At 38.0% G+C, this 25,382-nt stretch carries 32 protein-coding genes; 27 read left to right on the top strand and 5 right to left on the bottom strand.

Annotation, left to right across the window (positions count from 1 at the left end; all coding sequences use genetic code 11):
* Positions 1-106: 106 nt before the first annotated feature.
* The gene (locus tag COD92_RS23815) at positions 107-361 is read left to right on the top strand and encodes a YqkE family protein (protein ID WP_098996579.1); all 255 of its coding nucleotides are present in this window, start codon (positions 107-109) and stop codon (positions 359-361) included.
* 25 nt (positions 362-386) lie between these two features.
* On the opposite strand, the gene COD92_RS23810 is transcribed toward COD92_RS23815, so the two are convergent.
* Together COD92_RS23810 and mciZ are read right to left on the bottom strand one after the other, a co-directional pair.
* Positions 387-1,298: an aldo/keto reductase gene (locus tag COD92_RS23810; RefSeq protein ID WP_098533098.1), complete on the bottom strand. Its 912-nt coding sequence runs from the start codon at positions 1,296-1,298 to the stop codon at positions 387-389.
* A 63-nt stretch (positions 1,299-1,361) separates the two neighbouring features.
* Entirely contained in the window at positions 1,362-1,496 is a 135-nt protein-coding gene (gene mciZ, locus COD92_RS23805; RefSeq protein ID WP_098533096.1) for a Z-ring formation inhibitor MciZ, read from the bottom strand.
* 74 nt (positions 1,497-1,570) lie between these two features.
* Between mciZ and COD92_RS23800 the strand changes: the two genes are divergently transcribed.
* From COD92_RS23800 to lysA, 18 genes are all read left to right on the top strand, one after another.
* Complete coding sequence (locus tag COD92_RS23800; protein WP_098533094.1) at positions 1,571-2,125, top strand: NUDIX hydrolase; 555 nt, start codon at positions 1,571-1,573, stop codon at positions 2,123-2,125.
* Entirely contained in the window at positions 2,122-3,285 is a 1,164-nt protein-coding gene (locus tag COD92_RS23795) for an endonuclease Q family protein (RefSeq protein WP_098533092.1), read from the top strand. The genes COD92_RS23800 and COD92_RS23795 overlap by 4 nt, the downstream gene beginning before the upstream one ends.
* 153 nt (positions 3,286-3,438) lie before the next feature.
* Positions 3,439-4,086: a stage II sporulation protein M gene (gene spoIIM / locus COD92_RS23790; protein WP_098533090.1), complete on the top strand. Its 648-nt coding sequence runs from the start codon at positions 3,439-3,441 to the stop codon at positions 4,084-4,086.
* Between the two features lie 108 nt (positions 4,087-4,194).
* The gene (fur, locus tag COD92_RS23785) at positions 4,195-4,656 is read left to right on the top strand and encodes a ferric iron uptake transcriptional regulator (protein WP_098533088.1); all 462 of its coding nucleotides are present in this window, start codon (positions 4,195-4,197) and stop codon (positions 4,654-4,656) included.
* A gap of 122 nt (positions 4,657-4,778) precedes the next feature.
* Positions 4,779-5,006: a YqzK family protein gene (locus COD92_RS23780; RefSeq protein ID WP_098533086.1), complete on the top strand. Its 228-nt coding sequence runs from the start codon at positions 4,779-4,781 to the stop codon at positions 5,004-5,006.
* A 5-nt stretch (positions 5,007-5,011) separates the two neighbouring features.
* Entirely contained in the window at positions 5,012-5,905 is an 894-nt protein-coding gene (xerD, locus tag COD92_RS23775; protein WP_098533085.1) for a site-specific tyrosine recombinase XerD, read from the top strand.
* Between the two features lie 222 nt (positions 5,906-6,127).
* Positions 6,128-7,312 (top strand): phosphopentomutase, encoded by a 1,185-nt coding sequence (gene deoB, locus COD92_RS23770; protein WP_098533084.1) that lies wholly within the window; start codon positions 6,128-6,130, stop codon positions 7,310-7,312.
* 14 nt (positions 7,313-7,326) lie between these two features.
* Entirely contained in the window at positions 7,327-8,148 is an 822-nt protein-coding gene (locus tag COD92_RS23765; protein WP_098533082.1) for a purine-nucleoside phosphorylase, read from the top strand.
* Positions 8,149-8,208: 60 nt separating this feature from the next.
* Positions 8,209-9,513, top strand: a complete 1,305-nt coding sequence (locus COD92_RS23760) for a pyrimidine-nucleoside phosphorylase (protein WP_098533080.1) — start codon at positions 8,209-8,211, stop codon at positions 9,511-9,513.
* A gap of 148 nt (positions 9,514-9,661) precedes the next feature.
* Positions 9,662-10,834: a D-alanyl-D-alanine carboxypeptidase family protein gene (locus COD92_RS23755; RefSeq protein ID WP_098533078.1), complete on the top strand. Its 1,173-nt coding sequence runs from the start codon at positions 9,662-9,664 to the stop codon at positions 10,832-10,834.
* A gap of 163 nt (positions 10,835-10,997) precedes the next feature.
* On the top strand, positions 10,998-11,348 hold the full coding sequence (gene spoIIAA / locus COD92_RS23750; RefSeq protein ID WP_098533076.1) for an anti-sigma F factor antagonist: 351 nt from the start codon (positions 10,998-11,000) through the stop codon (positions 11,346-11,348).
* Positions 11,349-11,789, top strand: coding sequence for an anti-sigma F factor (spoIIAB, locus tag COD92_RS23745; protein WP_098533074.1), 441 nt, complete (start codon positions 11,349-11,351; stop codon positions 11,787-11,789).
* Positions 11,790-11,801: 12 nt separating this feature from the next.
* The gene (gene sigF / locus COD92_RS23740) at positions 11,802-12,560 is read left to right on the top strand and encodes an RNA polymerase sporulation sigma factor SigF (protein WP_098533072.1); all 759 of its coding nucleotides are present in this window, start codon (positions 11,802-11,804) and stop codon (positions 12,558-12,560) included.
* 88 nt (positions 12,561-12,648) lie between these two features.
* Positions 12,649-13,269: a stage V sporulation protein AA gene (locus tag COD92_RS23735; protein ID WP_098533108.1), complete on the top strand. Its 621-nt coding sequence runs from the start codon at positions 12,649-12,651 to the stop codon at positions 13,267-13,269.
* Positions 13,259-13,681 (top strand): stage V sporulation protein AB, encoded by a 423-nt coding sequence (locus tag COD92_RS23730; protein WP_098533070.1) that lies wholly within the window; start codon positions 13,259-13,261, stop codon positions 13,679-13,681. Before COD92_RS23735 ends, COD92_RS23730 begins: the two co-directional genes overlap by 11 nt.
* 104 nt (positions 13,682-13,785) lie before the next feature.
* The gene (gene spoVAEA / locus COD92_RS23725) at positions 13,786-14,364 is read left to right on the top strand and encodes a stage V sporulation protein SpoVABEA (protein ID WP_098533068.1); all 579 of its coding nucleotides are present in this window, start codon (positions 13,786-13,788) and stop codon (positions 14,362-14,364) included.
* Positions 14,348-15,838, top strand: coding sequence for a spore germination protein (locus COD92_RS23720; RefSeq protein WP_255286838.1), 1,491 nt, complete (start codon positions 14,348-14,350; stop codon positions 15,836-15,838). Before spoVAEA ends, COD92_RS23720 begins: the two co-directional genes overlap by 17 nt.
* Before the next feature lie 167 nt (positions 15,839-16,005).
* Positions 16,006-17,310 carry a diaminopimelate decarboxylase gene (gene lysA, locus COD92_RS23715; protein ID WP_098533066.1) on the top strand — a complete coding sequence of 435 codons (1,305 nt, stop codon included), beginning with the start codon at positions 16,006-16,008 and terminating at the stop codon, positions 17,308-17,310.
* Between the two features lie 83 nt (positions 17,311-17,393).
* Here lysA and COD92_RS23710 read toward each other — a convergent pair whose 3' ends face one another.
* Positions 17,394-18,257, bottom strand: a complete 864-nt coding sequence (locus COD92_RS23710) for a DUF1002 domain-containing protein (RefSeq protein WP_098533064.1) — start codon at positions 18,255-18,257, stop codon at positions 17,394-17,396.
* Positions 18,258-18,742: 485 nt separating this feature from the next.
* Between COD92_RS23710 and COD92_RS23705 the strand changes: the two genes are divergently transcribed.
* A complete protein-coding gene (locus COD92_RS23705) occupies positions 18,743-19,093 on the top strand; it encodes a GNAT family N-acetyltransferase (protein ID WP_098533062.1) in 351 nt (116 codons plus the stop codon).
* 21 nt (positions 19,094-19,114) lie between these two features.
* On the opposite strand, the gene COD92_RS23700 is transcribed toward COD92_RS23705, so the two are convergent.
* Both COD92_RS23700 and COD92_RS23695 read right to left on the bottom strand, forming a co-directional pair.
* Positions 19,115-19,636 (bottom strand): DUF309 domain-containing protein, encoded by a 522-nt coding sequence (locus COD92_RS23700; protein ID WP_098533060.1) that lies wholly within the window; start codon positions 19,634-19,636, stop codon positions 19,115-19,117.
* 152 nt (positions 19,637-19,788) lie between these two features.
* A complete protein-coding gene (locus tag COD92_RS23695; RefSeq protein WP_101650965.1) occupies positions 19,789-19,875 on the bottom strand; it encodes a YjcZ family sporulation protein in 87 nt (28 codons plus the stop codon).
* A gap of 212 nt (positions 19,876-20,087) precedes the next feature.
* On the opposite strand from COD92_RS23695, the gene COD92_RS23690 reads away from it, so the two are divergent.
* The 7 genes from COD92_RS23690 (at position 20,088) to COD92_RS23660 (ending at position 25,376) form a co-directional block, all read left to right on the top strand.
* Positions 20,088-20,843, top strand: coding sequence for a segregation/condensation protein A (locus tag COD92_RS23690; RefSeq protein ID WP_098533056.1), 756 nt, complete (start codon positions 20,088-20,090; stop codon positions 20,841-20,843).
* A complete protein-coding gene (gene scpB, locus COD92_RS23685; protein WP_098533054.1) occupies positions 20,844-21,431 on the top strand; it encodes an SMC-Scp complex subunit ScpB in 588 nt (195 codons plus the stop codon).
* Positions 21,432-21,535: 104 nt separating this feature from the next.
* A complete protein-coding gene (locus COD92_RS23680; RefSeq protein WP_098533052.1) occupies positions 21,536-21,955 on the top strand; it encodes a hypothetical protein in 420 nt (139 codons plus the stop codon).
* A 28-nt stretch (positions 21,956-21,983) separates the two neighbouring features.
* On the top strand, positions 21,984-22,472 hold the full coding sequence (locus COD92_RS23675) for a YpuI family protein (protein WP_098533050.1): 489 nt from the start codon (positions 21,984-21,986) through the stop codon (positions 22,470-22,472).
* A gap of 122 nt (positions 22,473-22,594) precedes the next feature.
* A complete protein-coding gene (locus COD92_RS23670) occupies positions 22,595-23,485 on the top strand; it encodes a superoxide dismutase (RefSeq protein ID WP_098533048.1) in 891 nt (296 codons plus the stop codon).
* Positions 23,486-23,650: 165 nt separating this feature from the next.
* A complete protein-coding gene (locus COD92_RS23665; protein ID WP_098533046.1) occupies positions 23,651-24,796 on the top strand; it encodes a D-alanyl-D-alanine carboxypeptidase family protein in 1,146 nt (381 codons plus the stop codon).
* Positions 24,789-25,376, top strand: coding sequence for a nucleoside recognition domain-containing protein (locus COD92_RS23660; RefSeq protein WP_098533044.1), 588 nt, complete (start codon positions 24,789-24,791; stop codon positions 25,374-25,376). The genes COD92_RS23665 and COD92_RS23660 overlap by 8 nt, the downstream gene beginning before the upstream one ends.
* Positions 25,377-25,382: the final 6 nt, after the last annotated feature.

Here is a 25,382-nt window from a genome sequence, read left to right as displayed (position 1 = left end):
CAAGTCGCCCTATATCGGGGACCAAGGCGCTTACGCTTTTTTTATACTAAGTGTGTTTTTTGAAATGGTATAATAGAATAGGATTTTAATTATGGAGGCGTTTAGAATGAAAAAACAAAAAAGACAAACCAATCAATCTAAACCAAAAAAGGAAGATACCGCAGTAACACTCAAAGATTTGATTAATCCGGACTTAATGAAGCAGCTTAAAGAGCAGCAAGATCAGCTAAAGGCTGAAGAAGATAGAATAAAAGCAGAGGAAGAACAAAAGAAACGGGAAGAACAAAGATTAAAAGAAAAAAACAAATCATTTGAGGAACTACTAAACGAGAGTGGTATGAACTGGAAGGAATTTAAATAGACAGGAGAGCGAAAGCTCCCCCTGTTTATCTGTGTTCCCTATAAACACTAGGCTTTGTAACCTTTTTAATGAACAACACTTCCTCTTTGGTCAGAGGGTTACTTCTTATCGCAGCGGCATTACTCCTAATCTGTTCTGGGCTGCTCGCTCCAACAACAACCGAAGCCACAGCAGGGGTTGCTAAATTATATTGTAGAGCGACCTCTGTAAATGACCGAGCAGAAGCGACTTTTTCTTTTAAACCAGGCAAAATTTCTGATAAGTCTTCGTAACTGTAATCCAGATAGCCTTTTTCAGTTGCCTTGCTTAGCAGCTTATCGCTTAGCAGCCCTTTAGCAAGCGGTCCGCGTGTCACAACGCTTATCCCATGTTCATGTAAAAGTGGTAAAGCTTCTTCTTCTGGTCGTCGGTCTAATATGCTGTATTGCATCATAACGGACACGATACTAGATTTTTTTATATATTCGCGGATGACATTGGGTCGAATAGATGAGATGCCATAGCAGCGAATAAATCCTTCTGCTTTTAATTCTTCAAAAGCTTCAATCGTTTCTTCAATGGGGTCTTCAATCGTTCCACCATGTAGTTGATATAAATCGATATAGTCAGTTCCTAGACGCTTTAAACTGTTTTTTACTTCTTCCTTAATATAAGCTTTAGATGGATCCCAGGTCCAGCCGGTTTTATCCGGGTTCGGACGATTTCCGACCTTAGTTGCAAGAATGACCTGCTCACGGACAGGTTTTAAAGCCTGGCCGACAATTCTTTCATTTTTACCAAAATCATAGAGGTCAGCGGTATCAAAATAATTAATCCCTTCTTCAAGTGCCGCCTCGACAATCTTTCTGGCTGCTTTTTCCTCTGTGCCGATGGACATACAGCCGAGCCCCAATTCCGTAACATACAACTCTGAATGACCTAGTTTTCTTTTTTTCAAAAGTATCCCCCCTGTCCTTTCTCTACAATTTTATTAAAGAAAAGGGCAGACTACAAATCGAAGCTACTTTTTTTGTGAAATATCCCGAACCCATTCACTGACTAATACATAATCCTTGTTATATTCCTTTAACTTCTGCAGGATTTCCCAGGCCTTGCCAACAAGAGTGATTCCTTGCTCATGGATATAGACTTTCATTACCTACTCCTCCAATTAAAGTATGGTAAAATGTATGCGTATGTCTTTACGGAATAGAACAGGAGTTGACGGTAATGGACAACCTAACAGAAAAAACAATTAAGAGTGAAGAAATATTTTCAGGGAAGATCATCAGTCTTCATTTGCAAGATGTGGAGCTGCCAAATGGAAAGCATTCGAAGCGTGAAATCATCAAACACCCGGGGGCTGTTGCGGTTATAGCTGTTACCGACGAAAATAAAGTGGTTATGGTGGAACAATATCGGAAAGCATTAGAAAGAACGATTGTGGAAATCCCCGCTGGTAAACTCGAAAAAGGAGAAGAGCCTGAAATCTGTGCACGGAGAGAATTAGAGGAAGAAACTGGCTATGAATGCAGCAGTTTGGAATTATTAACATCTTTCTATACATCTCCGGGTTTTGCAGATGAAATTGTCCATGTGTATGTAGCAAAAGGGCTAACAAAAAAAGAGGATGCGGCAGGTCTTGACGAAGATGAGTTTGTTAATCTTGAGGAATTAACTCTTGAAGAAGCATTAAAATATGTAACAGAACAAAAGATTTTTGATGCAAAAACAATATTCGCTGTTCAGTACTTACAATTACAAGAGGCGTTGAAATATAAATGAATCGCTATTATGTAGATTTACACATTCATATTGGCCGGACTTGGACAGGTAAGCCGGTTAAAATCACGGGTGCTAAATCACTGACATTTACCAATATTATTGAACATGCCCGGCATGAAAAGGGACTGAATATGGTAGGAATCATTGACAGTCATTCACCCGAAGTAATTTTGGAAATGGAAAGCCTTATACAAAGGGGGGAAATAAGCGAGCATCAAGACGGTGGTTTAATTTTTGGCGATTTAACAGTTATTCCCGGCTCTGAATTGGAAATATATGATGAACAATCAAATGGTCCCATTCATCTGCTTATGTTTTTTCCAAATCTTACGATTATGCGGGAGTTTTCTTCTTGGCTTTCCGGCCATTTGAAAAATATTCAACTCAGTTCTCAACGGATTTATGTGACAGGTCTGGTGTTACAAAAAAAAGTCAAAGACTTAGGGGGCATTTTCATTCCAGCCCATGTGTTTACCCCCTTTAAAAGTTTATATGGCAAAGGGGTTAATAAATCGCTCACAGAGGTTTTAAATCCGGATTTAATTGATGGGATTGAACTAGGGCTAAGCTCAGACACACACATGGCAGACCAATTAGGAGAGCTTCACAAATATACATTTGTAACCAACTCCGATGCCCACTCCCTAGCAAAAATCGCACGAGAATATCAAGTGATGGCCATGAAAGAGCCAACTTTTTTAGAATTGCAAAAAGCGTTAAAAGGGGAAGACGGCCGCCATATCATTGCCAATTATGGTCTTGACCCATTATTGGGTAAATATCATAAAACTGTTTGTGCGGAATGTCTAAACCCGTTAAATCATGATGATCAATTATGTGATCAATGTGGGAAAAATAAAGTTATTAAAGGTGTAGCAGATCGAATTCTAGAGTTAAAGACAGCGGATACCAGTCCCCCAGGGCGCCCGCCATATGTTCATCAAGTGCCGCTTGAGTTTATTCCTGGATTAGGGCCACGGTTGTTAGAGAAGCTGGTTAATCATTTTGGCAGTGAAATGGCCATTTTACATGAAGTTCCATATGAGGCTTTAACAGAAGTGGTACCTGCTAAAATTGCTGAGTTCATTATGAAAGCAAGAGAAGGTAATGTAACTCTTGCAGCCGGAGGCGGCGGCAAATATGGGAAAATTGCAGACTAAAATACAATTCATACCCGGCAGCCAGTTTGCCGGGATTTTTCATGGTTGATGACTTTTCTTTTTTCTATTCCTACTAAAATTTTTCTCGTCATAGAAAAACTAGACTAGCATAGACTTTACTAATCGACCTTTCGCAGTAGGAGGAAATTAAAAATGAAAAAACGATTGTACCAGTCAGATGCCGCCAGTTATTTTCGTGAACATTCCTCAATCTTCTTATTTATTGTAATCTTATTTTTAATGGGGGTAATCTTTGGGGCTATTGTCGTCAATAGCATGAGCATTACCCAGAAGGAAGATTTATTCTATTATTTATCGCAATTTTTTGGCCAAGTTTCCGATGGAACAGTAACAGAGGACAACGATTTATTTTTGCAGAGCTTTTACCACAACAGTAAATTTATTGGCCTTATGTGGATTCTAGGAATCTCTATTATAGGTCTTCCAATTATATTAATACTTTTATTCCTTAAAGGAATGGTTGTAGGTTTTACGGTGGGATTTTTAGTTAGTCAGATGGGATGGAAAGGCTTTCTGTTAGCCTTTGCCTCCATTCTTCCTCAGAATCTGATTATCATTCCTGTGTTTATATTGATGTCAGCATTCTCAGTCATTTTTTCAATGAGAATGATTAAACGGCAATTTATGAAGAAATATGCTCAGCCAATTATGCCATTTTTTAAACGTTATATTGTTGCCTTAATTGCAGCCGTATTATTCATTTCAGCTGCTTCAGGAGTAGAAGCGTATTTGTCTCCTTGGTTAATGAAAAGCATCATAAGTTCAATATCATTAAAATAATTATTAGTTAATATTAATTGTTGTATCTTATTTATAATAATTTTATTTTGAATCTCTTTGACCATCTGTTATAATGGAAACTAACAGTGGCGAGGGAGGGCCTTCAGGATGGAAACTAGAATTGAGAGAATTAAGAAACAGTTGCATTCAGCGAGTTATAAATTAACTCCCCAGCGTGAAGCAACCGTTCGAGTTTTGTTAGAGAATGAAGAGGATCATTTAAGTGCGGAAGATGTGTACCTCCTCGTAAAAGAAAAATCGCCTGAGATTGGTTTAGCAACTGTTTATCGAACATTGGAATTGCTAACGGAATTAAAAATTGTCGATAAAATAAATTTTGGTGATGGAGTCTCACGCTATGATCTTCGTCAGGAAGGTGCAGCCCATTTTCACCATCATCTTGTATGTATTGAATGCGGAGCTGTTGATGAAATTCAAGAGGATTTGCTAGAAGATGTAGAAGCCGTTGTTGAGCGCAGATGGAACTTTAAAATAAAAGACCACCGCTTAACCTTTCATGGTATCTGTCACCGGTGCTTGGATAAGAATAAGGATGAGGAAACAGAATAATATGAAACTGAAAGTCCCTTTCAATGAAAAGGACTTTTTTCTTTTGTGTCAGAGAGAAGCAGGTATATATTTTGTCCATTTTGGCATACCTTTTAATAGAAATTAGTATTGGGGGATGTTAGATGGTCTCTTTTCTTAAAGTGGCGCTCCAGACATTAAAGGTATTTATCATTTTCACCGGGTGCACGATTCTCTTTTATTATGGTATCATGTGGGTATCTGAAGAATATCAAAATTATCATCGCTATGATGAACCAGAAGGATCTGCGCTAAAGGTATCAAATGCAGTGAAAGAAGACAGTTCATCTGTAATAGACCGGCTGATGTTGTTTTACTTAAATGGGGAGTAATCGTGATGGAAAACCAGTTAAAAGCTTTTTTGGATTATTTAATAGTAGAAAAAGGTTTAGCAAAGAATACGATTATTTCGTATGAACGGGATTTGAAAAGCTACCTTCATTATTTAAAAAGTGTGGAAGTCATTCAATCTTTAAATGAAATTCAGCGTATTCATATTCTTCATTTTTTGAATTTTTTAAAGGACCAAGGGAAGTCCTCCAAAACGGTGGCAAGACATATTGCCTCTATTCGGGCGTTTCATCAGTTTTTATTAAGAGAAAAGGCGGTAGACCAAGACCCCTCTGTTTTAATAGAAACGCCGAAACTTGATCGGGCACTTCCTAAGGTTTTGGGTTTAGTTGAAGTAGAGAAACTACTTAATACTCCTAATCTAAATGATCACTTTGGTATAAGAGATAAGGCCATGTTAGAGCTCCTATATGCAACAGGAATCCGTGTAAGTGAATTAATAGCTTTAGAAATAGACGATGTTCATTTAACACTCGGGTTTATCCGGTGTATTGGAACAGGTAACAGGGAGCGGATTATTCCGATAGGAAAAACTGCATTAGCAGCAATCAAGCTCTATTTCGAAAACGGCAGACCTCATTTTGTTACAGAGAAGCACAAGGATGATGCACTGTTCTTAAATCATCAGGGGCATCGGTTAACGAGACAGGGTTTTTGGAAAATTTTAAAAAAACTGGCACAAGAAGCAGGGATTGATAAAGAGCTTACCCCTCATATCCTTCGCCATTCTTTTGCTACACACTTGCTTGAAAATGGTGCCGATTTAAGAGCTGTTCAAGAGATGTTAGGACATACCAATATTTCATCAACAGAAATATATACCACTGTTTCGAAATCAAGAATTAAGGATGTCTACAGTAAATTTCATCCACGAGCTTAATAGAATGATAGCCTAAAACTTATTTACAAAAGTGTAAAAAGTCGTCTTGAATTTTGGCGGCTTTTTTTCTTGTTTTTTCAGAAACTTAGAGTAAAATAAAGATGTCAGACTTCTGACGAATGATTTATTCAATGACTTTCATAAACCTATTTTTATGAGGACAACCTATAGCTGTCTGATTCTTATTTGCAAACGTTTTCTATGTCAAGGAGGTAGTAGTGTATGACTGCAAATACATACAAACGTATATTTATCATTGTAATGGATTCTGTTGGGATCGGGGAAGCACCTGATGCTGAGAAGTTTGGAGACAAAGGGGCCGACACATTTGGTCATATTGCTGAAAGAATGAACGGTCTGAATATGCCGAATATGGGAAAATTGGGTTTAAGCAATATTCGTGAAATTAAAGGAATCACTAAAGCAGAAAAACCATTAGCCTTTTTTACAAAAATGAAGGAGGCTTCAAATGGAAAAGATACCATGACTGGACATTGGGAAATTATGGGTCTTAATATTCAAACACCTTTTCGTGTGTTCCCAGAAGGATTTCCAGACGAGCTTGTAACAGAACTAGAAAAACGAACAGGAAGAAAGATTATTGGAAATAAACCTGCAAGCGGAACCGAAATATTAGATGAGCTTGGCGAAGAACATATAAAAACAGGGGCATTGATTGTCTATACTTCTGCAGATTCTGTTCTGCAAATTGCCGCTCATGAAGAAATTGTCCCGCTTGAAGAGTTGTATAACATCTGTAAAATTGCTCGTGAATTGACACTTGATGAAAAATACATGGTTGGTCGTGTGATTGCCCGCCCATTTCTAGGTGAACCAGGCAGCTTTAAGCGTACACCAAATCGTCATGATTATGCCTTGAAACCTTTTGATAGAACAGTAATGAGTGAGTTAAAGGACGCAGGATTTGATGTAATTGCGATTGGAAAGATTTCTGATATTTATGACGGCGAAGGGGTAACAAAATCTCTTAGAACGGTATCCAATATGGATGGTATGGATAAGCTTGTGGAAACTTTTGATATGGATTTCAATGGTATTAGCTTTTTAAATTTGGTTGATTTTGATGCGTTATACGGCCATCGCCGTGACCCAGAAGGATATGGAAAGGCACTTGAGGAATACGATGCCCGCCTGCCCGAAGTGTTTGCAAAGATGAAAGATGATGATTTGTTAATGATCACTGCCGACCACGGAAATGACCCTATTGCCCCAGGAACAGACCATACACGTGAATATGTCCCATTACTTGTCTATTCTAAGAGTATGAACGGAGGCAAAGAACTTCCATTAAGGGAAACATTCGCAGACCTTGGTGCGACAGTTGCTGACAACTTCAATGTAAAGATGCCTAACTATGGCAAAAGCTTCTTACATGAATTGAAATAAGGAGAGGAATAAAAATGAATATTGAAAGCATTCAAAATGCAGCTCAGTTTTTAAAAGAAAAATATCAAACAACACCAAAAGTAGGTCTTATTTTAGGTTCAGGTCTCGGTGTACTAGCGGAGGAAATAGAAAATCCCGTTAAAACACCTTACAACCAAATCCCTGATTTCCCAATTTCAACAGTAGAAGGCCATGCTGGACAACTAGTTTTCGGTCAGTTAAATGGGGTAGAGGTTGTCGCGATGCAAGGCAGATTCCATTTCTATGAAGGTTACAGTATGTATAAAGTAACATTCCCCGTTCGTGTTATGAAAGAAATGGGTGTTGAAATGTTAATTGTCACCAACGCTGCCGGAGGGGTGAATGAAAGCTTTTCCCCTGGCGATTTAATGATCATAACAGACCATATTAATAATATGGGGACGAATCCATTGGTAGGGCCCAATGATTCTAATTTAGGTGTACGTTTCCCTGATCTCTCAGAAGCTTATTCCAAGGAATTACGGAGAATTGCTAGAGAGATTGCGGACCGGTTAAACCTTAATATCAAAGAAGGGGTATATTTTGGAAACCCTGGTCCGGTTTATGAAACGCCGGCAGAAATCCGAATGGTTCGTATTTTAGGTGGGGATGCGGTAGGGATGTCCACTGTTCCTGAGGTCATTGTGGCTCGTCACAGTGGGATGAAAGTTCTTGGGATTTCCTGTATTTCTAACATGGCAGCAGGTATCCTTGATCAGCCATTAACCCATAATGAAGTCATTGAAACAACAGAAAAAGTGAAAGCAAACTTCCTTTTATATATTAAAGAAATTGTTAAAGGGATTGGTCAGTAACCAGAACGCTCCCTCTAAAAAGGCTTCTAAAATGATTATAAAAAAATGTGGTGATAATTAATGAGAATGGTTGACTTAATAGAGAAAAAAAGAGATGGGCAAGAATTATCAACTGAAGAAATTAAATTTATTATAAACGGCTACACGGATGGATCGATTCCCGATTATCAGGTTAGTGCTTTAACAATGGCCATCTATTTCAAGGGTATGACAGAAAAGGAGAGAGCCGATTTAACCATGGCAATGGTTCAATCGGGTGATCAAATCGATTTATCACAAATTGAAGGAATTAAGGTCGATAAGCACTCCACAGGAGGAGTTGGTGACACAACCACTCTTGTTCTTGGCCCGCTTGTAGCTGCCGTCGGAGTGCCAATTGCAAAAATGTCTGGACGTGGTTTAGGCCACACCGGTGGAACCATTGACAAGTTAGAAGCAGTTAAAGGCTTCCATGTTGAAATTGAAAATGAAGAATTTATCGATTTAGTTAATAAAAATAAAATTGCGGTTATTGGTCAGAGTGGAAACTTAACCCCTGCTGACAAGAAGCTATATGCACTGCGGGATGTTACCGCCACTGTCGATAGTATTCCGCTTATTGCAAGCTCGATTATGAGTAAAAAAATTGCCGCTGGGGCCGATGCCATTGTCCTAGATGTTAAAACAGGTGCCGGTGCCTTTATGAAGACATTGGAAGATTCTAAAGAATTAGCAAAAGCAATGGTGCGAATCGGAAATAATGTTGGCAGAAAGACAATGGCGGTTATTTCGGATATGAGCCAGCCGCTTGGATATGCCATTGGGAATGCCCTTGAAGTAAAAGAAGCCATTGATACCTTAAAGGGAGAGGGCCCTGAGGATCTAACGGAGCTCTGTTTAACCCTTGGCAGCCACATGGTTTACTTAGCAGAAAAAGCAAGCTCTTTAGAAGAGGCTCGTCAAAAGCTTGAGAATGCAATTAAAGACGGTTCTGCATTAGAGAAATTAAAAGTCTTTTTGAGTTCTCAAGGTGGAGATGAATCGATCGTTGATAACCCTTCTAAAATGCCACAAGCAAAATATACGTTTGAACTAGAAGCAAAAGAAGATGGCTATGTAGCTGAAATAGTGGCCGATGAAGTGGGAACGGCAGCTATGATCCTCGGTGCGGGGCGAGCCACAAAAGAATCTACGATTGATTTAGCTGTTGGCCTTGTTTTGCGAAAGAAAATCGGTGATCAAGTGAAAAAAGGGGAATCCCTCGTAACTATTTACAGCAACTTTGAGAATGTTGACGAAGTAAAAGAGAAGCTTTATGAAAATATCAAGATTTCATCCGCAAAAATCGAGGCTCCGATCCTTATCCACGGCGAAATAACAGAATAAAACGAAAGGGTGACAGGCACCATGNNCATGGTGCCTGTCACCCTTTTCCATTTTACTAGCTTAATTAATTTGGAATTATAGGAAATAATTGTATAAAGTAAGTTGATTTGGAAAAAATGGAGATTATAAAGAATGGAGGGTTATGCGAATGAAACGATTTGTCTCTTTCATAGTGACATCTTTTTTACTAACTAGTTTATGGATTCCATCTGCATTTGCTGCTGAAGAGAAAAAGAATACTGATATTGTCAGCAATGTTAAATCCGCTATTTTAATTGAACGAGATACAGGCACAGTCCTATATGAAAAAAATAGTAACGAAGAGCTGCCGCCTGCGAGTATGACAAAAATTATGACGATGCTCCTCATTATGGAGGCAATTGACGAAGGCAAACTATCCTGGAATGAAAAAGTACGAACAAGTGAGTATGCAGCCTCTATGGGCGGCTCACAAATTTTCCTTGAACCAGGCGAAGAAATGACGACTAAGGAAATGTTAAGAGGAATTGCCATTGGATCAGGAAATGATGCCTCCGTGGCCATGGCAGAAAGAATAGCAGGTTCCGAAGATGCGTTTGTCGATATGATGAACGCTAAAGCCAAAGAGCTGGGATTAAAGCATACATTCTTTAAAAATACTACCGGGCTTCCGGTCAGCGGTCATTATAGCACAGCAGCTGATATGGCTATTATGGCAAAAGAACTGCTTAAATATGAAGGTATCACTAAATTTACAGGTATGTACGAAGCATATCTTCGTGAAAATACCGATAAAAAATTCTGGCTGGTTAATACCAATAAATTAGTGCGCTTTTATCCTGGTGTAGACGGATTAAAAACCGGTTTTACTGCCGAGGCAAAGTATTGCCTGACAGCAACAGCCCAAAAAGAAGGAATGCGTGTTATTGCAGTTGTTTTTGGTGCACCGACTTCTAAGGAAAGAAATGCACAAGTAACGAAATTGCTTAACTATGCCTTTGCCCAGTATCAAACACATCCAATGTTTAAAAGAAATCAAACCATTGGTTTGGCCAAAGTAAGCAAGGGCAAGGAAAAGAAAATAGAAGCAGTTACTAGTGAACCGATTTCTATCCTAACGAAAAAGGGTGAAAAAATACAGGATGTTAAGCAAAAAGTCATCCTTCAAAAAAATCTGAAGGCTCCTATTACAAAGGGCGATAAGGTTGGGGAAATTGAATTGATTAAGAATGGAAAAGTAATTCTTGAAAGTCCATTAGTCGCCAGCAAGAACGTGAAAGAAGCAGGCTGGTGGACACTTTATAAACGTGCATTTGGAATGTTTACAAAGTCTGGAAAGTAAATGATTGTTCATCTATATGAAATTACTGTTTAACAACAATTGTCGAAACTTCAAACTACAATACTAATTTTAGCGAAATAGGACTAGTTTTGTATGTATAGAAGGATATTTTCATTAAAAAAGCGAATTGACTCACTATACCAGATTAAGGAGGACGGGAATAGTGAGTCTTAACATTGAAATGGAAACAAAACACGATGTTTTATGTATTCGCTTAAGTGGGGAGTTAGATCATCACACAGCGGATGACCTTCGTGAACAAGCCACAGCTGTTATAGAAAAAAATAATATTCGCCATATTGTTTTAAATTTAGAACAACTCTCTTTTATGGATAGTTCTGGATTAGGAGTTATTTTAGGAAGATACAAACAAATAAAGCAAGTGCACGGTGAAATGGTGGTATGTGCGATTTCCCCTGCAATACAAAGATTATTCGATATGTCTGGTTTATTCAAAATCATCAAAATGGAACCGACTGAGGAATTTGCATTGCAAAGATTGGGGGTGGCCTGAGTGAAGAATGAAATGAATCTTCAATTCAGCGCTTTAAGTCAAAATGAGTCGTTTGCCCGTGTTACCGTCGCTGCTTTTATTGCCCAGCTTGATCCAACGATGGATGAGCTAACCGAGATTAAAACGGTCGTTTCAGAGGCCGTAACAAATGCGATTATTCATGGTTACGAAAATGACCCAAGCGGGATCGTTTATATTCAGGTAACGATTGAAGACAGTCTGATTGATATGTCAATTAAAGATGTTGGTTTAGGTATAGCAGATGTGGAGGAAGCTCGTCAGCCATTGTTTACAACAAAGCCGGATTTGGAACGCTCCGGTATGGGATTCACCATCATGGAAAATTTCATGGATGAGGTAGAGGTTCATTCACAGCCAGGCAGCGGAACCGAGGTTAGATTAAGGAAGCATTTAAAACTTAACAAAATGCTTTGCAATTAAGGAGACTTGCCAATGGATGTGGAGGTCAAGAACGATAAAAGTCAAACATACTTAAAAGATCATGAAGTAAAAGAGCTCATTAAAAAGAGCCAAGCTGGAGATCAAGAATCTAGAGATTTAATCGTTGAAAAAAATATGCGTCTTGTTTGGTCTGTTGTCCAGCGGTTTCTTAATAGGGGTTATGACCCGGATGACTTATTCCAAATTGGTTGTATTGGATTATTAAAATCGGTTGATAAGTTTGACCTATCCTATGATGTCAAATTTTCCACTTATGCAGTACCAATGATTATTGGTGAAATCCAACGTTTTATCCGTGATGACGGGACTGTCAAAGTCAGTCGTTCACTGAAAGAAATGGGGAACAGAATTCGAAAAGCGAAGGATGAATTATCCAAAACGCTTGGAAGGATTCCGACTGTAAATGAGATTTCAGCTCATTTGGAACTTTCACCGGAGGATGTAATCCTTGCCCAAGAAGCAAGCAGGACACCGTCATCCATTCATGAGACAGTATATGAAAATGACGGCGATCCAATCACCTTACTAGACCAAATAGATGACGGTAATGAAGGAAAATGGTTTGATAAGATTGCATTAAAAGAAGCGATTCGCGAGCTTGATGAACGGGAAAGACTGATTGTTTATTTGCGGTATTATAAAGACCAAACCCAATCTGAAGTGGCGGTTAGGCTGGGGATTTCCCAGGTACAGGTTTCACGGCTTGAGAAGAAGATATTACAGCAAATGAAGGACCGCATGGATCTCTGATCCATGCGGTTTTTCATTTGCTTACATGAAAGGACCGAAGATTATCCATACTATTGATGTGGAAATCATTGTGTGGGAAGTGAATGTTTTGGAAAAAACAATCTACATCCGCATGCGGCATCGAGTTCATGTCCGGCCAGAGGAAAAGATCTACTTAAAGGATGTTGCCCAGATCATTGCCCCAGAAGCGGTCCTGTTGAAATTACAATCAATAATGATATATCGAGTAACGGAGAAGGATCGGAATATAATCGTTATAGATGTGATGGAGATAATCAAGAAGATAACGAGTACATTTAAGGAAGCTGAAGTTCAATCCATTGGTCCAGCACAGACCATAGTGGAAGTTGTTTTTAAGAAAAAAAAGGTTTCATTGCCAATTTTTATCCTAATATGGTTTTTGTTATTTTTTGGTTCTGCTATGACGATTATGAATTTCCATGATGATGTAAGTATGCAAAGCGTTCAGGAAAAAATATACACCATCATTACAGAAAAAAAGGCAGTAAAACCATTGCTTTTCCAAATCCCTTATTCTATTGGTCTTGGCCTTGGAATGATTCTCTTTTTTAATCATGTGTTCAAACATCGTTTAAATGAAGAACCCAGTCCACTTGAAGTCGAAATCTTTAATTACCAGCTTGATTTAGATAATTACGTAGTTATCCATGAAAATAAGGAAAGTATGAAGCATATTGATGACGATTAAAATCCTAGCAGTTATCTTTATAGGTCTTGCAAGTGGATTAATGGTAGGCGCTGGTTTTGTTGCATTTTTAACTGTACTGGGGATTATCCCTAGACTGACACAACTTTCCAAATCAATGAAAATGATTCCTTTATACGAATGGGCAGTAGTGTTGGGAGTACTAGTCGGGGTGTTCGCAAGCTTAAGGGACCCTGCACTGCATGTCTCTGCCTATTTTTTAATCCCTTTAGGACTTACAGGGGGAGTATTTGTAGGAATGCTGGCGGCAGGGTTAACTGAAGTAGTAAATGTGTTTCCGATCCTAGCTAAAAGGATCCGGCTAGATGGACAAATAATCATTCTAATCATGGCAATCGTGTTAGGGAAAATTTTTGGGTCGATTTTTCAGTGGCTTTATTTTATCTATCATTAAAAAACTGAACATCAGCTGTGAATCAACTCTTATTTGAAAGAAAGATAATAAAGAGTATAAATTTCATGATCAATAACTCATTAATTAGGAAGGGACATCAGATTATGAGTATTCGGAGGCGCGTCATTTTAATTACTGACGGTGATGAATATGCAAAAAGGGCTGTTGAACATGTAGCCAAAGAGATTGGCGGACGTTGTATAACCAGCTCCTATGGAAATCCTTCCAAATTAACGGGACCGGAAATCGTCAAGTTAATTAAAAAAACACCGCATGACCCGGTATTAGTGATGTTTGATGACAGTGGAATTGTAGGGGAAGGTGCTGGCGAATCGGCATTGAAATATGTTGCCACACATGAAGATATTGAAGTGTTAGGAGCCATTGCGGTTGCAGCAAGATCCAGGCATGAGGAATGGACAAGGGTTGATGTAAGTATTGATCGGGATGGAATTTTAACCCCGTATGGTGTCGATAAATATGGAATACAAGAACTCGAACTCGGCAGGATCAATGGAGATACAGTATATTGTCTTGATGAATTAAGTATTCCTATTATCGTAGGAGTGGGCGATATTGGAAAAATGGCTAGGCAAGATTCATACAAGTTGGGTGCTCCAATAACCAAAAAAGCTGTAGAACTTATACTTGAAAGGAGTGGCTTTCGTGTCAAGGAGCAATGAGCAAAAATGGCCAATCCCTGAATCAGTAAATGAGATAGAAAATTATATGAAACAAAGGGTCGGGCTGGGCATCAGCTTTGACTTAGGCGTTAGGAAGCTGAACGTCCTCAAGAAAGATGTACAAATATATTACTGTAATGGTCTTTGTGATACCCGTTTTATCATCGAATTAATAGAAGAATTAGTCCAGCTAAACAACCATGAAAAACAATCAACGGACATTTACAAGCTTATTTATAATCGTCTTCTCAACCAATCCGTTCAGCCTATTCATAAATTAGATGAGCTCGTGGATTTAGTCCTTTCCGGTCAGATTGTCGTAGTTATTGAAGGTGAAAAAACGGCATTGGCCGTTGATGTAAGAAGTTATCCTGGGAGGTCGCCTCAAGAACCAGATACTGAGAAGGTTGTCCGGGGTTCACGTGATGGATTTGTTGAAAATATCATCCTAAATACGGCGCTAACGAGACGGAGAATTAGAGATGAACGCCTGCGTTTTGAAATGATCAAAGTAGGAGAAAGATCAAAAACGGATGTGGCAATAGGCTATTTAGAGGATGTCGCAGATGCTGATTTATTAAATATATTAAGAAAAGAAATAAAGGCGATTAATGTCGACGGAATTCCTATGGGAGATAAAACGATTGAGGAATTCATTGTCAAACAGGGATGGAATCCCTTTCCAATGGTAAGATATACAGAAAGAGCGGATGTGGCTGCGGCACATATATTAGAAGGTCATATCATTATTTATTGTGATACATCACCTAGTGTCATTATTACTCCGACAACGTATTTTCATCATGTCCAGCACGCTGAAGAATTTAGGGAATCCCCTGCAATGGGAACCTTTGTAAGATGGACAAGGTTTTTAGGAATATTAGCTTCCATCATACTGCTCCCACTTTGGTTACTATTTGTGATGGAACCATCCTTATTGCCCGAAAATATTGCCTTTATTGGACCAAATAAACAAACGAATATTCCAGTGGTTGTCCAATTAATATTAGCTGATTTTGGTATTGAATTTTTAAGAATGGCTGCTATACATACTCCAACCCCATTATCAACAGCAATGGGTTTAATTGCCGCCGTTTTGATAGGACAAATCGCGATTGATGTAGGGCTATTTGTTCCGGAAGTCATCCTTTATGTGGCGCTTGCAGGTATAGGTACTTTTACAACCCCAAGTTATGAATTAGGTGTAGCAAATAAGATTGCCAGAATGATCCTAATGATTTTGGTTGCTCTGTTCCATACACCAGGATTTGTGATAGGGTGTACAGCAATGTTTTTATTTGTTGTTCATATGCGTGCGTTTAACACACCATACTTTTGGCCATTCCTTCCCTTTGAACCAAAAGGATTTATGCAAATTGTCATTCGTCGTGCCATTCCAGGCTCCCTGCTAAGACCAAGTATTGTTCGGCCGCGAAATCGTTTCAGGCAGCCGCCTGGTGCAAATGAGAAGTAATGTTTTTTTTACAATTGCAGTTTTAATTAAGTTATGCTAAAGTTATTTTATTTAAATAAAGGGTTAAAGTAGTCAAAAAAATAGGCAGTATCTTTTGCAGATTCTGTCTATTTATTTTTGAGATTGTCTCATAGACTATAGTAGTGTAACGGAGAGAGGGAGAGGGAATGTATTTTTACGGATCAACAGGTGTAAATAAAAACGGGAATCTAGAAATAGGCGGAGTTGATGCCGTTGAGTTAGCACGGCAATATGGGACGCCTCTGTATGTTTATGATGTAGCTTTAATGAGAGAAAGGGCAAGAGGTTTTAAACAAACCTTTGATGATTTAAATGTGACTGCTCAGGTAGCATATGCTAGCAAAGCTTTTTCGACTGTTGCTATGATTCAGTTGGCGGAAGAAGAGGGATTATCGCTTGATGTTGTATCTGGAGGAGAGTTATATACCGCTATCGTTGCTGGGTTTCCTGTTGAAAGAATTCATTTTCACGGAAATAATAAAAGCAGAGAAGAGTTAGAGATGGCTTTAGACCACAAGATTGGTTGTATTGTCGTTGATAACTTTTTTGAACTCAATCTGTTAAAAGATCTGTGCCGGGAAAAAAATGCGAATGTTAATATTCTATTAAGGGTCACACCTGGTATAGAAGCGCATACTCATGATTACATCTTAACCGGACAAGAAGATTCAAAATTTGGCTTTGATCTTCAAAACGGCCAGGCAGAAAATGCATTGAAAATGGCCATTGAAAATAACTTCTTTAATGTTCTCGGTCTGCATTGCCATATTGGTTCGCAGATATTTGAAACGACTGGTTTCTTATTGGCGGCTAAAAAAATTGTTGAAAAGCTTGAACAGTGGAAAAATGAATTTTCTTTTGTTGCCAAAGTCCTAAATTTAGGCGGAGGCTTCGGAATTCGTTATACAAAGGAAGATGAACCCATTCTTCCTTCACAGTATGTCCGAGAAATTATTACCGAGGTAAAACACTTGACGGAGCAGCATTCCTTAAAAATGCCGGAAATTTGGATTGAGCCAGGTCGCTCGCTAGTTGGTGATGCTGGTATTACCTTATATCAGGTTGGTTCATCTAAGGAAGTACCAGGTGTTAGAAAATATTTGGCGGTTGATGGAGGAATGAGTGATAATATCCGCCCGGCCCTTTATCAAGCAAAATATGAAGCAGTGCTTGCAAATAAACCATTAGCTAAGGCAAATCAAACCGTCTCTATAGCCGGAAAGTGCTGTGAATCCGGTGACATGCTGATATGGGATCTGCCGTTGCCGGAACCTGGGGAAGAAGACATTCTCGCAGTATTTTGTACTGGAGCATATGGGTATTCTATGGCTAACAACTATAACCGAATTCCTCGCCCTGCGGTTGTATTCGTGGAAAACGGAAGGGCCACACTTGTAGTGAAAAGAGAATCCTACGAGGACTTAGTCCGGTTGGATTTGCCGTTAAAATAAGTAGGTAATTTTAACCGTTAATCACTAGAACAAAATTATAAAAAGCTGTCGCAATTGTTTGCGGCAGCTTTTTATTTCAATTCTTATGAAAAAATGGCTTTTATCGCATCAATCAACCAGATGAAAAATTGTTTGAGTTTTTCTAAAAACCCTTGCCCCTCATCGGATTGTAGAAATTTAGAAATTTGATCTTTTGCTTTATTAAGCTGGTCACTAACTTGGTTCCAGTCAATATTTAAATCAATCAGCTTATTAAAAAAGTCAATTAAACTGTTCAGTTCTGCATCTGACAGGGTCACATTTAAATCTTTTGCTGCTTGTTCAATAATGCTTCGTAATTCTGCATCATTTTTTGGCTTATTCTTGGCAATTTCCTCTTTAACCTTTGCAATTAATGCAGCGGCATTCTCAGCGCCAATTGAGTCGCCTAATTTTGCGGTTTCCACCATTTCTTCATTCGCTGCTTGTTTTACATCTTCAGGAATCGTTTTATCCGCAGAAATCTCATATGCCTTAATAATTCCGGTTAAGGCAGCTGTTCCAGATACCGAAATAGGTGCTGTGATATAGATATTAGCATCTTTAACCCCAGCTGTAATTAGGGCATTGACATACATCTCATCCGTAACCCAGTTGATATTCTTTGTTTTAACCTTAATCCCTGCTCCCTTTGGGGCAATGGTTATGGCAGATGAAGAAATGGCCTTAGTTCCAATCAAAGATTTCGCGATGTACTTTCCTAAGTACTGATGCTCTTCCTGATTTGTAACGGTAACAATTTGTACATCAGCAGGTGCACCCATCTCTTCTAATAAATTACTTTTTTGCGTTTCTGTTAGATTTTCTCCTAGAGTAACAATCATATCCCCTTCAGCCATGTCAGCAAAGCTGTGAATAGGATAAAGGCTAATAAGTGATAAGAGTAGAAGAACGAATATTTTTTTCATTTCAGGCCTCCTTGAAGTTTTAAGCAAAACTGGAAATATAAAATCCCTTTTACTAATATAACCGAAACCATTAATATAAACGTAATTTTTTATCTGAAAGTTTCATAGTTTCCATACCTGGCGTACATTCAACAACATTTAAAAGAGAAAATAGATTATTTTTGTTATATAGTGTAGAATGGTGGCAGGATAGAATGCTTTTGGAGGAACTTTCTGTTATGAAAAGTAACTGGTTATTATTTGGGATTCTAATTGGTCTCTCTGTAATTTGGGGATTGATTTACTGGATTTTTATTGTTCCTAGTAAATAATGGATACTTCTATTTGATGATTGCCCATTATTTATGTATTATGTTGTTTAGTGAAACACTATAAATTCAAATTACATATAATGAATAAATGTTTATTATTCAATAATTAGGAAAAAATATAATATTGTTAAACCAGACAGAAAAACGGTTTATTTAATATAATGAGGGATCAAAATGTTAATTCGATACAAGAAGACTTTCGAAAAGATTGCCATGGGTTTATTGTCCTTTATGCCGGATGAAAAGGACTTAAAAAAACTCCAGGCAACCATGAAAAAATACGAATCCGAAGAAAATTGGCAGCTTTTTCTTTGGAAGGAAGAAGATATAATCGGGCTGTTAGGAGTCCTTTTTGATCATCCAGGCAATAAGATTATCGTTCAACATATTTCCGTAAACCCATCACATCGCTTTCAAGGCATCGGGAAAAAAATGGTGAAGGCATTAAAAGAAATGTATGCAGATAAAGTAATTATATCGAATGAGAACACAGCTCCATTTATTGAAAAATGTGATGTATGCTAAGATACCTAAAAAGGCAACGGATTAGTCGTTGCCTTTTCTTAATTTTAGAGATTGATTTCTTTCTTCGATTACACTAGTTCGATCCCGTAAGATGTGTCGATGAACTAAATGTTCATTTGTAAGGTCACTGTTCATCCCCCAAACAAACCCATTCTGCTTACAATACCTTCTGCATAGATCCAACAGGGCTTGATCCCCAATTGGCAGGTTAAAACTAATATATCTTTGTTGATTAGTGATGTTGGATAGCCGACTTGTTAATATATCTTGAAGCAAATGTGGGTCTAATCCAAGCTTTATGACAGATTCGGGCTGTGTCTTAAAAATGGTTATTGCTTTTTCCAATGTCCTTTTGGCACCATTAAAGTTGTTTCTCCGGTGATGATAGGCCGAAACTGCTAATAAAATAAGGCCGACCCAGATGGAGTTTTTATTTTTCACATCATTTTTTTTCCAATATTCCTCAAGTATCTCGTGGCACTCAAAATAATCTCTGTCACCATGAAAGTGAGCTAAAAATTGGATATACTCTTTTGGGAACAAAAAATCCCCCCTTTTAGAATTATGTATGTTTTAGTTTATCATATTGGGCCTATCCATTTAACTAGTAAAAAAGACCCGCCAGATAGACGGGTCCCTTTGCTTCCGTTTTCGTATTGTCTAACTTTAGCGTCTTATCCGCGCTTTTGCACTTCTTAGTAAACCCAAGAAGCACCAACAATGATTAACAAAATGAATAAAACAACGATTAAAGCAAAACCTGCTCCAAATCCGCCATCCATATGAAAGACCTCCTTGAAAGTTTTTGTTCTTTTCCTTGTCATCATATGTGGGATAGTTGTCCATTGTTATGGGCAAACACCCTAACTTCGTGATTAACCATCTAAAGGTTGATTTTTCTATTGGATAACAAACTTGAATCCTCTATACTAATAGTTGTCAGTAAGACTTATTAACAAAGTTAATTTATTTTTTAGAATTTTGGTGAATTAAAATGCCTTATCAGGTAAAAATCGATGCATTTGAAGGGCCGTTAGATTTACTTCTCCATTTAATTAATCGGCTCGAAATTGATATTTATGATATTCCGGTTGCTGAAATTACGGAGCAATACTTACTATATATTCAAACAATGAATGAACTCCAGTTAGATGTTGCAAGTGAGTTCTTGGTTATGGCTGCGACATTGCTTGCGATTAAGAGCAAAATGCTTTTACCGAAACATGAAGAGGTAATAGATGAAGTGGACCAAGAGATCTCATATGAAGATGACCCGAGAGATGAACTGGTTGAACGCTTAATTGAATACCGAAAATATAAAGAAGCCGCCCATGACCTAAAAACCTTGGAGGAAGAGCGAGGGCTTATGTATACCAAACCCCCGAGTGATCTTTCTGATTTTACTAAAGGGATAAATCCAGAACGGACCGAATTAAATGTATCCTTGTATGATATGCTTGCTGCATTCCAGAAACTATTGCGCAGAAAGAAATTGCAGCGGCCGATGGCCACAAAGATTGCACGACAGGAAATATCGATTGAAAAAAGAATGAACGAAATAATGGATGAGCTACAACAATTGCAGGGGAGGAAAAATTTTAATGACTTGTTTCCGAACCCACGGAAAGACCATATTGTTGTAACATTTTTGGCCATATTGGAATTAATCAAGAGAAAGGCCATAGATGTGGACCAGAAAGAAAATTTTGGGGATATATTTGTAGAAGCTGTGAAGGAAGGGGCTAATTAAGTGGAAATTATAAATTGGAATAGTATACTAGAGAGTCTATTATTTGCCGCTGGAGATGAGGGACTATCCCTAAAACAACTGGCGGAGGTATTAGAAGTCGATGAGCTTCATGCCAGTGAAATGATTGAGGACTTGCGTCAAGAGTATGACCGTGATGACAAAAGGGGCATTATGATCGTTCAATTGGCAGGAACTTTTCAACTTGCCACGAAAAAGGAAAATGCAGCCTATTTAAAAAAATTAGTAGATTCCCCCCATACATCTACTCTTTCACAAGCAGCTTTAGAAACATTGGCAATTATTGCTTATAAACAACCGATTACCCGTGCAGAAATTGAAGATATCCGTGGAGTGAAAACAGAGCGGCCACTCCATACCCTAATGGCAAAAGTTTTAATAAAAGAGGCTGGCAGAGCGGAAGGAACAGGTCGTGCTATTTTATATGGAACCACAAAAGAATTTCTAGACTATTTCGGTTTAAAAAACTTAAAAGAACTGCCTCAGTTACCAGAAAAAGTTGAAGAGGAATATACTCAGGAAGAAGCGGACCTGTTTTTTGAGAAATTTCAGGAAACAATTAACTCTTAACTAAATCTTCTGGAGGAATTTATGCTAAAATAAATATAAATTGATATAAAGCTTGTATGATATATATTTATTGTGGCAGCCAGTTGATAAGGAGAGGGAGTACATTGCTAATTAGAGAGTGTAAGGGATATGAATTGGAGAAGGAAAAATCAAATACTTCAGAGGACTTTTTTAACAGAAGCGAAGTTACGTTTTTCGAAGAAGGACAGGAAAAAACGCTTCATGTCTTATATGTAAGGTATTTTGATGAGCTCTTTCAAGAGTTTACTCCGTACAAGCAAGACCCTATTATAAATCAAGGAACCAATGAAGTTTATTTTAAGGATATTGTAGCTCTTGTTTGTCTCTTAAAAAATCCAGGACTTCGCAGTCGAAAAAGATTATATATTAATTCTAAGCACGAGTTTGCTTCTTATTTTCAAGATATTAATTTTAATAAATTACCTGAAGTATTTCTAGGTATCCAGCAAAACAAAGAGTTTAAACTCCATTCTCCACTTGAATTCATTTTGCAATCACATTAATCAGCACAGCTAATTTAGGAGGGTAATTATGGGAAATACATTGGTGAAAACACAGCTTAATGATGTAAAGGAATTCTTAACAAAATCAATATCAACACTTGAAGACTTTTTAAATGAAACGACCATCTCGCAATTAAATGTAGAAAATGACGAAGACCGAGTTTACGTTAAATTAATTTTGGCAAATATGCGGAAGTTGGTTGTTTATAGTGAAGAGGGGTTAGAGGCCTGCTCTGTTATTTTACAAAGCGAACCTTTTCAAAAAGCTGCAGCTGAAAAAACACTATATAAGATTTATCATCAATGTATTGAAGAGTTTTTCTCACCAAAGAATGACGCTTGGTTTGAAAATAGTCGTTCGGCCTATACAGGCAGGAACTCGATTAAATATTATCGCAATGTTTCGGATAAGATATCAGCAATTATTAAGAGTTTAGAAAGTGATTTCCAGAGAATAAGGGAAGAACTTGAATACTATGAAACAGATTATCGAACAAAAATGATTCAATCAAAATAACACAATTAATCAATATACACTAGAAGACTGTTCCCCTGTGAACAGTCTTTTTTCGTTCTTATTGAGTGTGGATCCTCATACCCTTTAGAAGGATTACTTATAAGCTGAAATGAGGGAACCTAATGGGACGTTTTAGCCAATATGTTAACGACTTATTTGTTTGGAATGAGCAAATGAAACAATTTCTTCAATCCGAACACGTTGGTCAAGACGCTGAATTATGGGAGAAATTGGACGAATTTACGGAATTAATTGAAAGTACTAATCGGGAATTATCAAACGAGGAGCTGATCAATCTTCAAGGAAAGGCAGAAAATATTCATCAGCAAATGGAATATTATTTTAGGAATAAACAAGAAGTAGGTAAAATTTGGGTGGTGGAAAAAACAATTCCACCCGGTGGACATACCTTACCGGAGCTTCCATACGCCTATAACGCCTTGGAACCATATATATCTGAGGAAATCATGAGGCTGCATCATGATAAGCATCATCGTTCATATGTGGACGGATTAAACCGTGCTGAAATAAATCTGAAGAAGGCAAGGGAGATCAATGATTTTTCATTAATTAAGCATTGGTCAAGAGAGCTCTCTTTTCACGGATCAGGACATTATTTGCATACGATTTTTTGGAAAAATATGAGTCAAAATGGAGGTGGAAGCCCCCAAGGAATATTAAAAGGGGAGATAGAAGGTTACTTTGGCAGTTTTGAGGCATTCAAGCGGCAATTTTCAGAGGCTGCCAAGCAAGTAGAGGGTGTTGGCTGGTCACTATTGGTCTGGAGTCCGAGAGCAAGGCACTTGGAGGTACTGCAAACTGAACGTCATATGCTCCTTACACAATGGGATACAATTCCATTACTTGTCTTGGATGTTTGGGAGCATGCTTATTATTTACAATACAAAAACAATCGGAGTGAATATGTAGATAAGTGGTGGAATCTCGTAAATTGGCATGATGTTGAAATGAGGTTTGAAAAAGCGGCTGATATCAAATGGCCTGCTTTCTAAATTAGAGACTCGCCTATCGGTGAGTTTTCTTTATTTAGTGTCATAACATAACTCGTCCCGCATAAACTTGTATAAAAGCGAATGGGAGCTTGAACATGACCTGTTCAAGCAGTTGCAATAGACAAGCTTCTAATAGACAGATATAAAGGAGACGAGGTTAATCTGATGAGAATGATTTCAAAGCTAATAATTATAACCCTCATGATCTCACTAATGATCGTAAACATTCCTCAAAAGGTTGATGCTTCCCTTGGTGTAAGTGCTGCAAGTGCCGTGTTGATTGAACAAAAATCTGGGCGGGTCTTGTTTGAAAAGGATGCACATACAAAGAGAAGAATCGCTAGTATAACAAAAATCATGACAGCCATACTTGCGATTGAATCAGGAAAAATGAACCAGTATGTAAAGGTTAGTGGGCAAGCAACAAGGGCTGAAGGGTCTTCTGTATATTTAAAACCCGGAGAAAAAATTAAACTTCAAGACCTTGTCTATGGCTTAATGCTGAGGTCTGGAAATGATACAGCAGTAGCTATCGCCGAATATGTTGGAGGAAGTGTCGATGGCTTTGCCTACTTAATGAATCAAAAGGCAAGGGAAATAGGGATGTATAATACTCATTTTGCAAATCCACATGGACTTGATGATCATGAAAATCATTATTCAACAGCCTATGATATGGCCATTCTCATGCGGTATGCAATGCAGAATAAAACGTTTCAAAAAATATCTGGCACAAAAGTTTATCGGGCCCCGAACCCAACCGAAGACTGGGATCGGATTTGGAAGAACAAAAATCGCCTCCTAACTAAATATAAATATGCAACTGGAGGAAAAACAGGATATACCAAACGAGCAAAACGGACGCTTGTGACAACAGCAACAAAAGGCGATATGAACTTAATTGCTGTAACCTTAAATGATCCTGATGACTGGAATGACCATATTTCTATGTACGAAAATGGCTTTAGTGGTTTTGATATGGCGGAAGTGTTAACGAAGGGTAAGTTGGACATTTCCAAAAATAAACTTTATAAAGGACATCTATATGTCAAAAAGTCAATTGTGTATCCTGTTACCAGTGAAGAAATGGACCAATTTTCTATTAAATATAAATTAGAAAAACCTCGAGAAAGCTTGATCTCCTCCCGAAAGGAAGCAATCGTAGGTAAGGCAGAAGTTTACTTGGCTGGGAGAGTAGTGGAAGAAGCTCCTATATATTTTGAAAAGATGCTGAAAAAAGAGAAAAAGGGGTTGCTTGACTCTATAAAACAAATGTTTCTTTCAGTCATTGGTGTGAACGTCAATGGTTAACTATATTTGGGTAGCTATGACCATTATCGGGATTGTGTTCGCGCTAATAAACGGTAACATGGAAGCTGTCAATAAAGCCGTTTTTGATGGAGCCAAAGAAGCAGTTACTCTATGTATCGGGTTAATCAGCGTACTTGTATTCTGGCTGGGTATGATGCGAATTGCCGAAGAATCAGGACTACTCCAAAAACTCACAAAACTATTCCGTCCGATTGTAAAAAGAATATTTCCTGAAGTACCTGCCAATCACCCCGCAATGGGCTATATCTTATCCAATATGATTTCGAACATGTTTGGTTTGGGCAATGCGGCAACACCTCTTGGTATTAAAGCAATGGAAGAGCTTAAAAAATTAAATCGAGGAAAAACAGAAGCTTCTAGGAGTATGGTGACCTTTTTGGCCATTAATACAGCCAGCATTACTATAATCCCAACAACAGTAATAGCAATAAGAATAAATTATCATTCTGCATCCCCAACTGAAATTGTTGTTCCAACCATTTTTGCTACCATTCTCTCTGCAATAGGTGCTCTACTGATTGACCGCTATTTTTATTATCGCAGAAGTCGAAAAGGATGATGAAGT

The sequence above is a fragment of the Bacillus sp. AFS037270 genome (genome assembly GCF_002585305.1).
The sequence above is the reverse complement of the archived record's forward strand: the minus strand, read 5'-3'. Positions and strand labels throughout refer to the sequence as shown.

Bases quoted from the DNA above. Each gene is read 5' to 3' on its own strand.
- COD92_RS23815 (WP_098996579.1), top strand. From the start codon at position 107: ATGAAAAAACAAAAAAGACAAACCAATCAATCTAAACCAAAAAAGGAA.
- mciZ (WP_098533096.1), bottom strand. From the start codon at position 1,496: ATGAAAGTCTATATCCATGAGCAAGGAATCACTCTTGTTGGCAAGGCC.
- COD92_RS23800 (WP_098533094.1), top strand. From the start codon at position 1,571: ATGGACAACCTAACAGAAAAAACAATTAAGAGTGAAGAAATATTTTCA.
- COD92_RS23795 (WP_098533092.1), top strand. From the start codon at position 2,122: ATGAATCGCTATTATGTAGATTTACACATTCATATTGGCCGGACTTGG.
- spoIIM (WP_098533090.1), top strand. From the start codon at position 3,439: ATGAAAAAACGATTGTACCAGTCAGATGCCGCCAGTTATTTTCGTGAA.
- fur (WP_098533088.1), top strand. From the start codon at position 4,195: ATGGAAACTAGAATTGAGAGAATTAAGAAACAGTTGCATTCAGCGAGT.
- COD92_RS23780 (WP_098533086.1), top strand. From the start codon at position 4,779: ATGGTCTCTTTTCTTAAAGTGGCGCTCCAGACATTAAAGGTATTTATC.
- xerD (WP_098533085.1), top strand. From the start codon at position 5,012: ATGGAAAACCAGTTAAAAGCTTTTTTGGATTATTTAATAGTAGAAAAA.
- deoB (WP_098533084.1), top strand. From the start codon at position 6,128: ATGACTGCAAATACATACAAACGTATATTTATCATTGTAATGGATTCT.
- COD92_RS23765 (WP_098533082.1), top strand. From the start codon at position 7,327: ATGAATATTGAAAGCATTCAAAATGCAGCTCAGTTTTTAAAAGAAAAA.
- COD92_RS23760 (WP_098533080.1), top strand. From the start codon at position 8,209: ATGAGAATGGTTGACTTAATAGAGAAAAAAAGAGATGGGCAAGAATTA.
- COD92_RS23755 (WP_098533078.1), top strand. From the start codon at position 9,662: ATGAAACGATTTGTCTCTTTCATAGTGACATCTTTTTTACTAACTAGT.
- sigF (WP_098533072.1), top strand. From the start codon at position 11,802: ATGGATGTGGAGGTCAAGAACGATAAAAGTCAAACATACTTAAAAGAT.
- COD92_RS23730 (WP_098533070.1), top strand. From the start codon at position 13,259: ATGACGATTAAAATCCTAGCAGTTATCTTTATAGGTCTTGCAAGTGGA.
- spoVAEA (WP_098533068.1), top strand. From the start codon at position 13,786: ATGAGTATTCGGAGGCGCGTCATTTTAATTACTGACGGTGATGAATAT.
- lysA (WP_098533066.1), top strand. From the start codon at position 16,006: ATGTATTTTTACGGATCAACAGGTGTAAATAAAAACGGGAATCTAGAA.
- COD92_RS23710 (WP_098533064.1), bottom strand. From the start codon at position 18,257: ATGAAAAAAATATTCGTTCTTCTACTCTTATCACTTATTAGCCTTTAT.
- COD92_RS23705 (WP_098533062.1), top strand. From the start codon at position 18,743: ATGTTAATTCGATACAAGAAGACTTTCGAAAAGATTGCCATGGGTTTA.
- COD92_RS23695 (WP_101650965.1), bottom strand. From the start codon at position 19,875: ATGGATGGCGGATTTGGAGCAGGTTTTGCTTTAATCGTTGTTTTATTC.
- COD92_RS23690 (WP_098533056.1), top strand. From the start codon at position 20,088: ATGCCTTATCAGGTAAAAATCGATGCATTTGAAGGGCCGTTAGATTTA.
- COD92_RS23675 (WP_098533050.1), top strand. From the start codon at position 21,984: ATGGGAAATACATTGGTGAAAACACAGCTTAATGATGTAAAGGAATTC.
- COD92_RS23670 (WP_098533048.1), top strand. From the start codon at position 22,595: ATGGGACGTTTTAGCCAATATGTTAACGACTTATTTGTTTGGAATGAG.
- COD92_RS23665 (WP_098533046.1), top strand. From the start codon at position 23,651: ATGAGAATGATTTCAAAGCTAATAATTATAACCCTCATGATCTCACTA.
- COD92_RS23660 (WP_098533044.1), top strand. From the start codon at position 24,789: ATGGTTAACTATATTTGGGTAGCTATGACCATTATCGGGATTGTGTTC.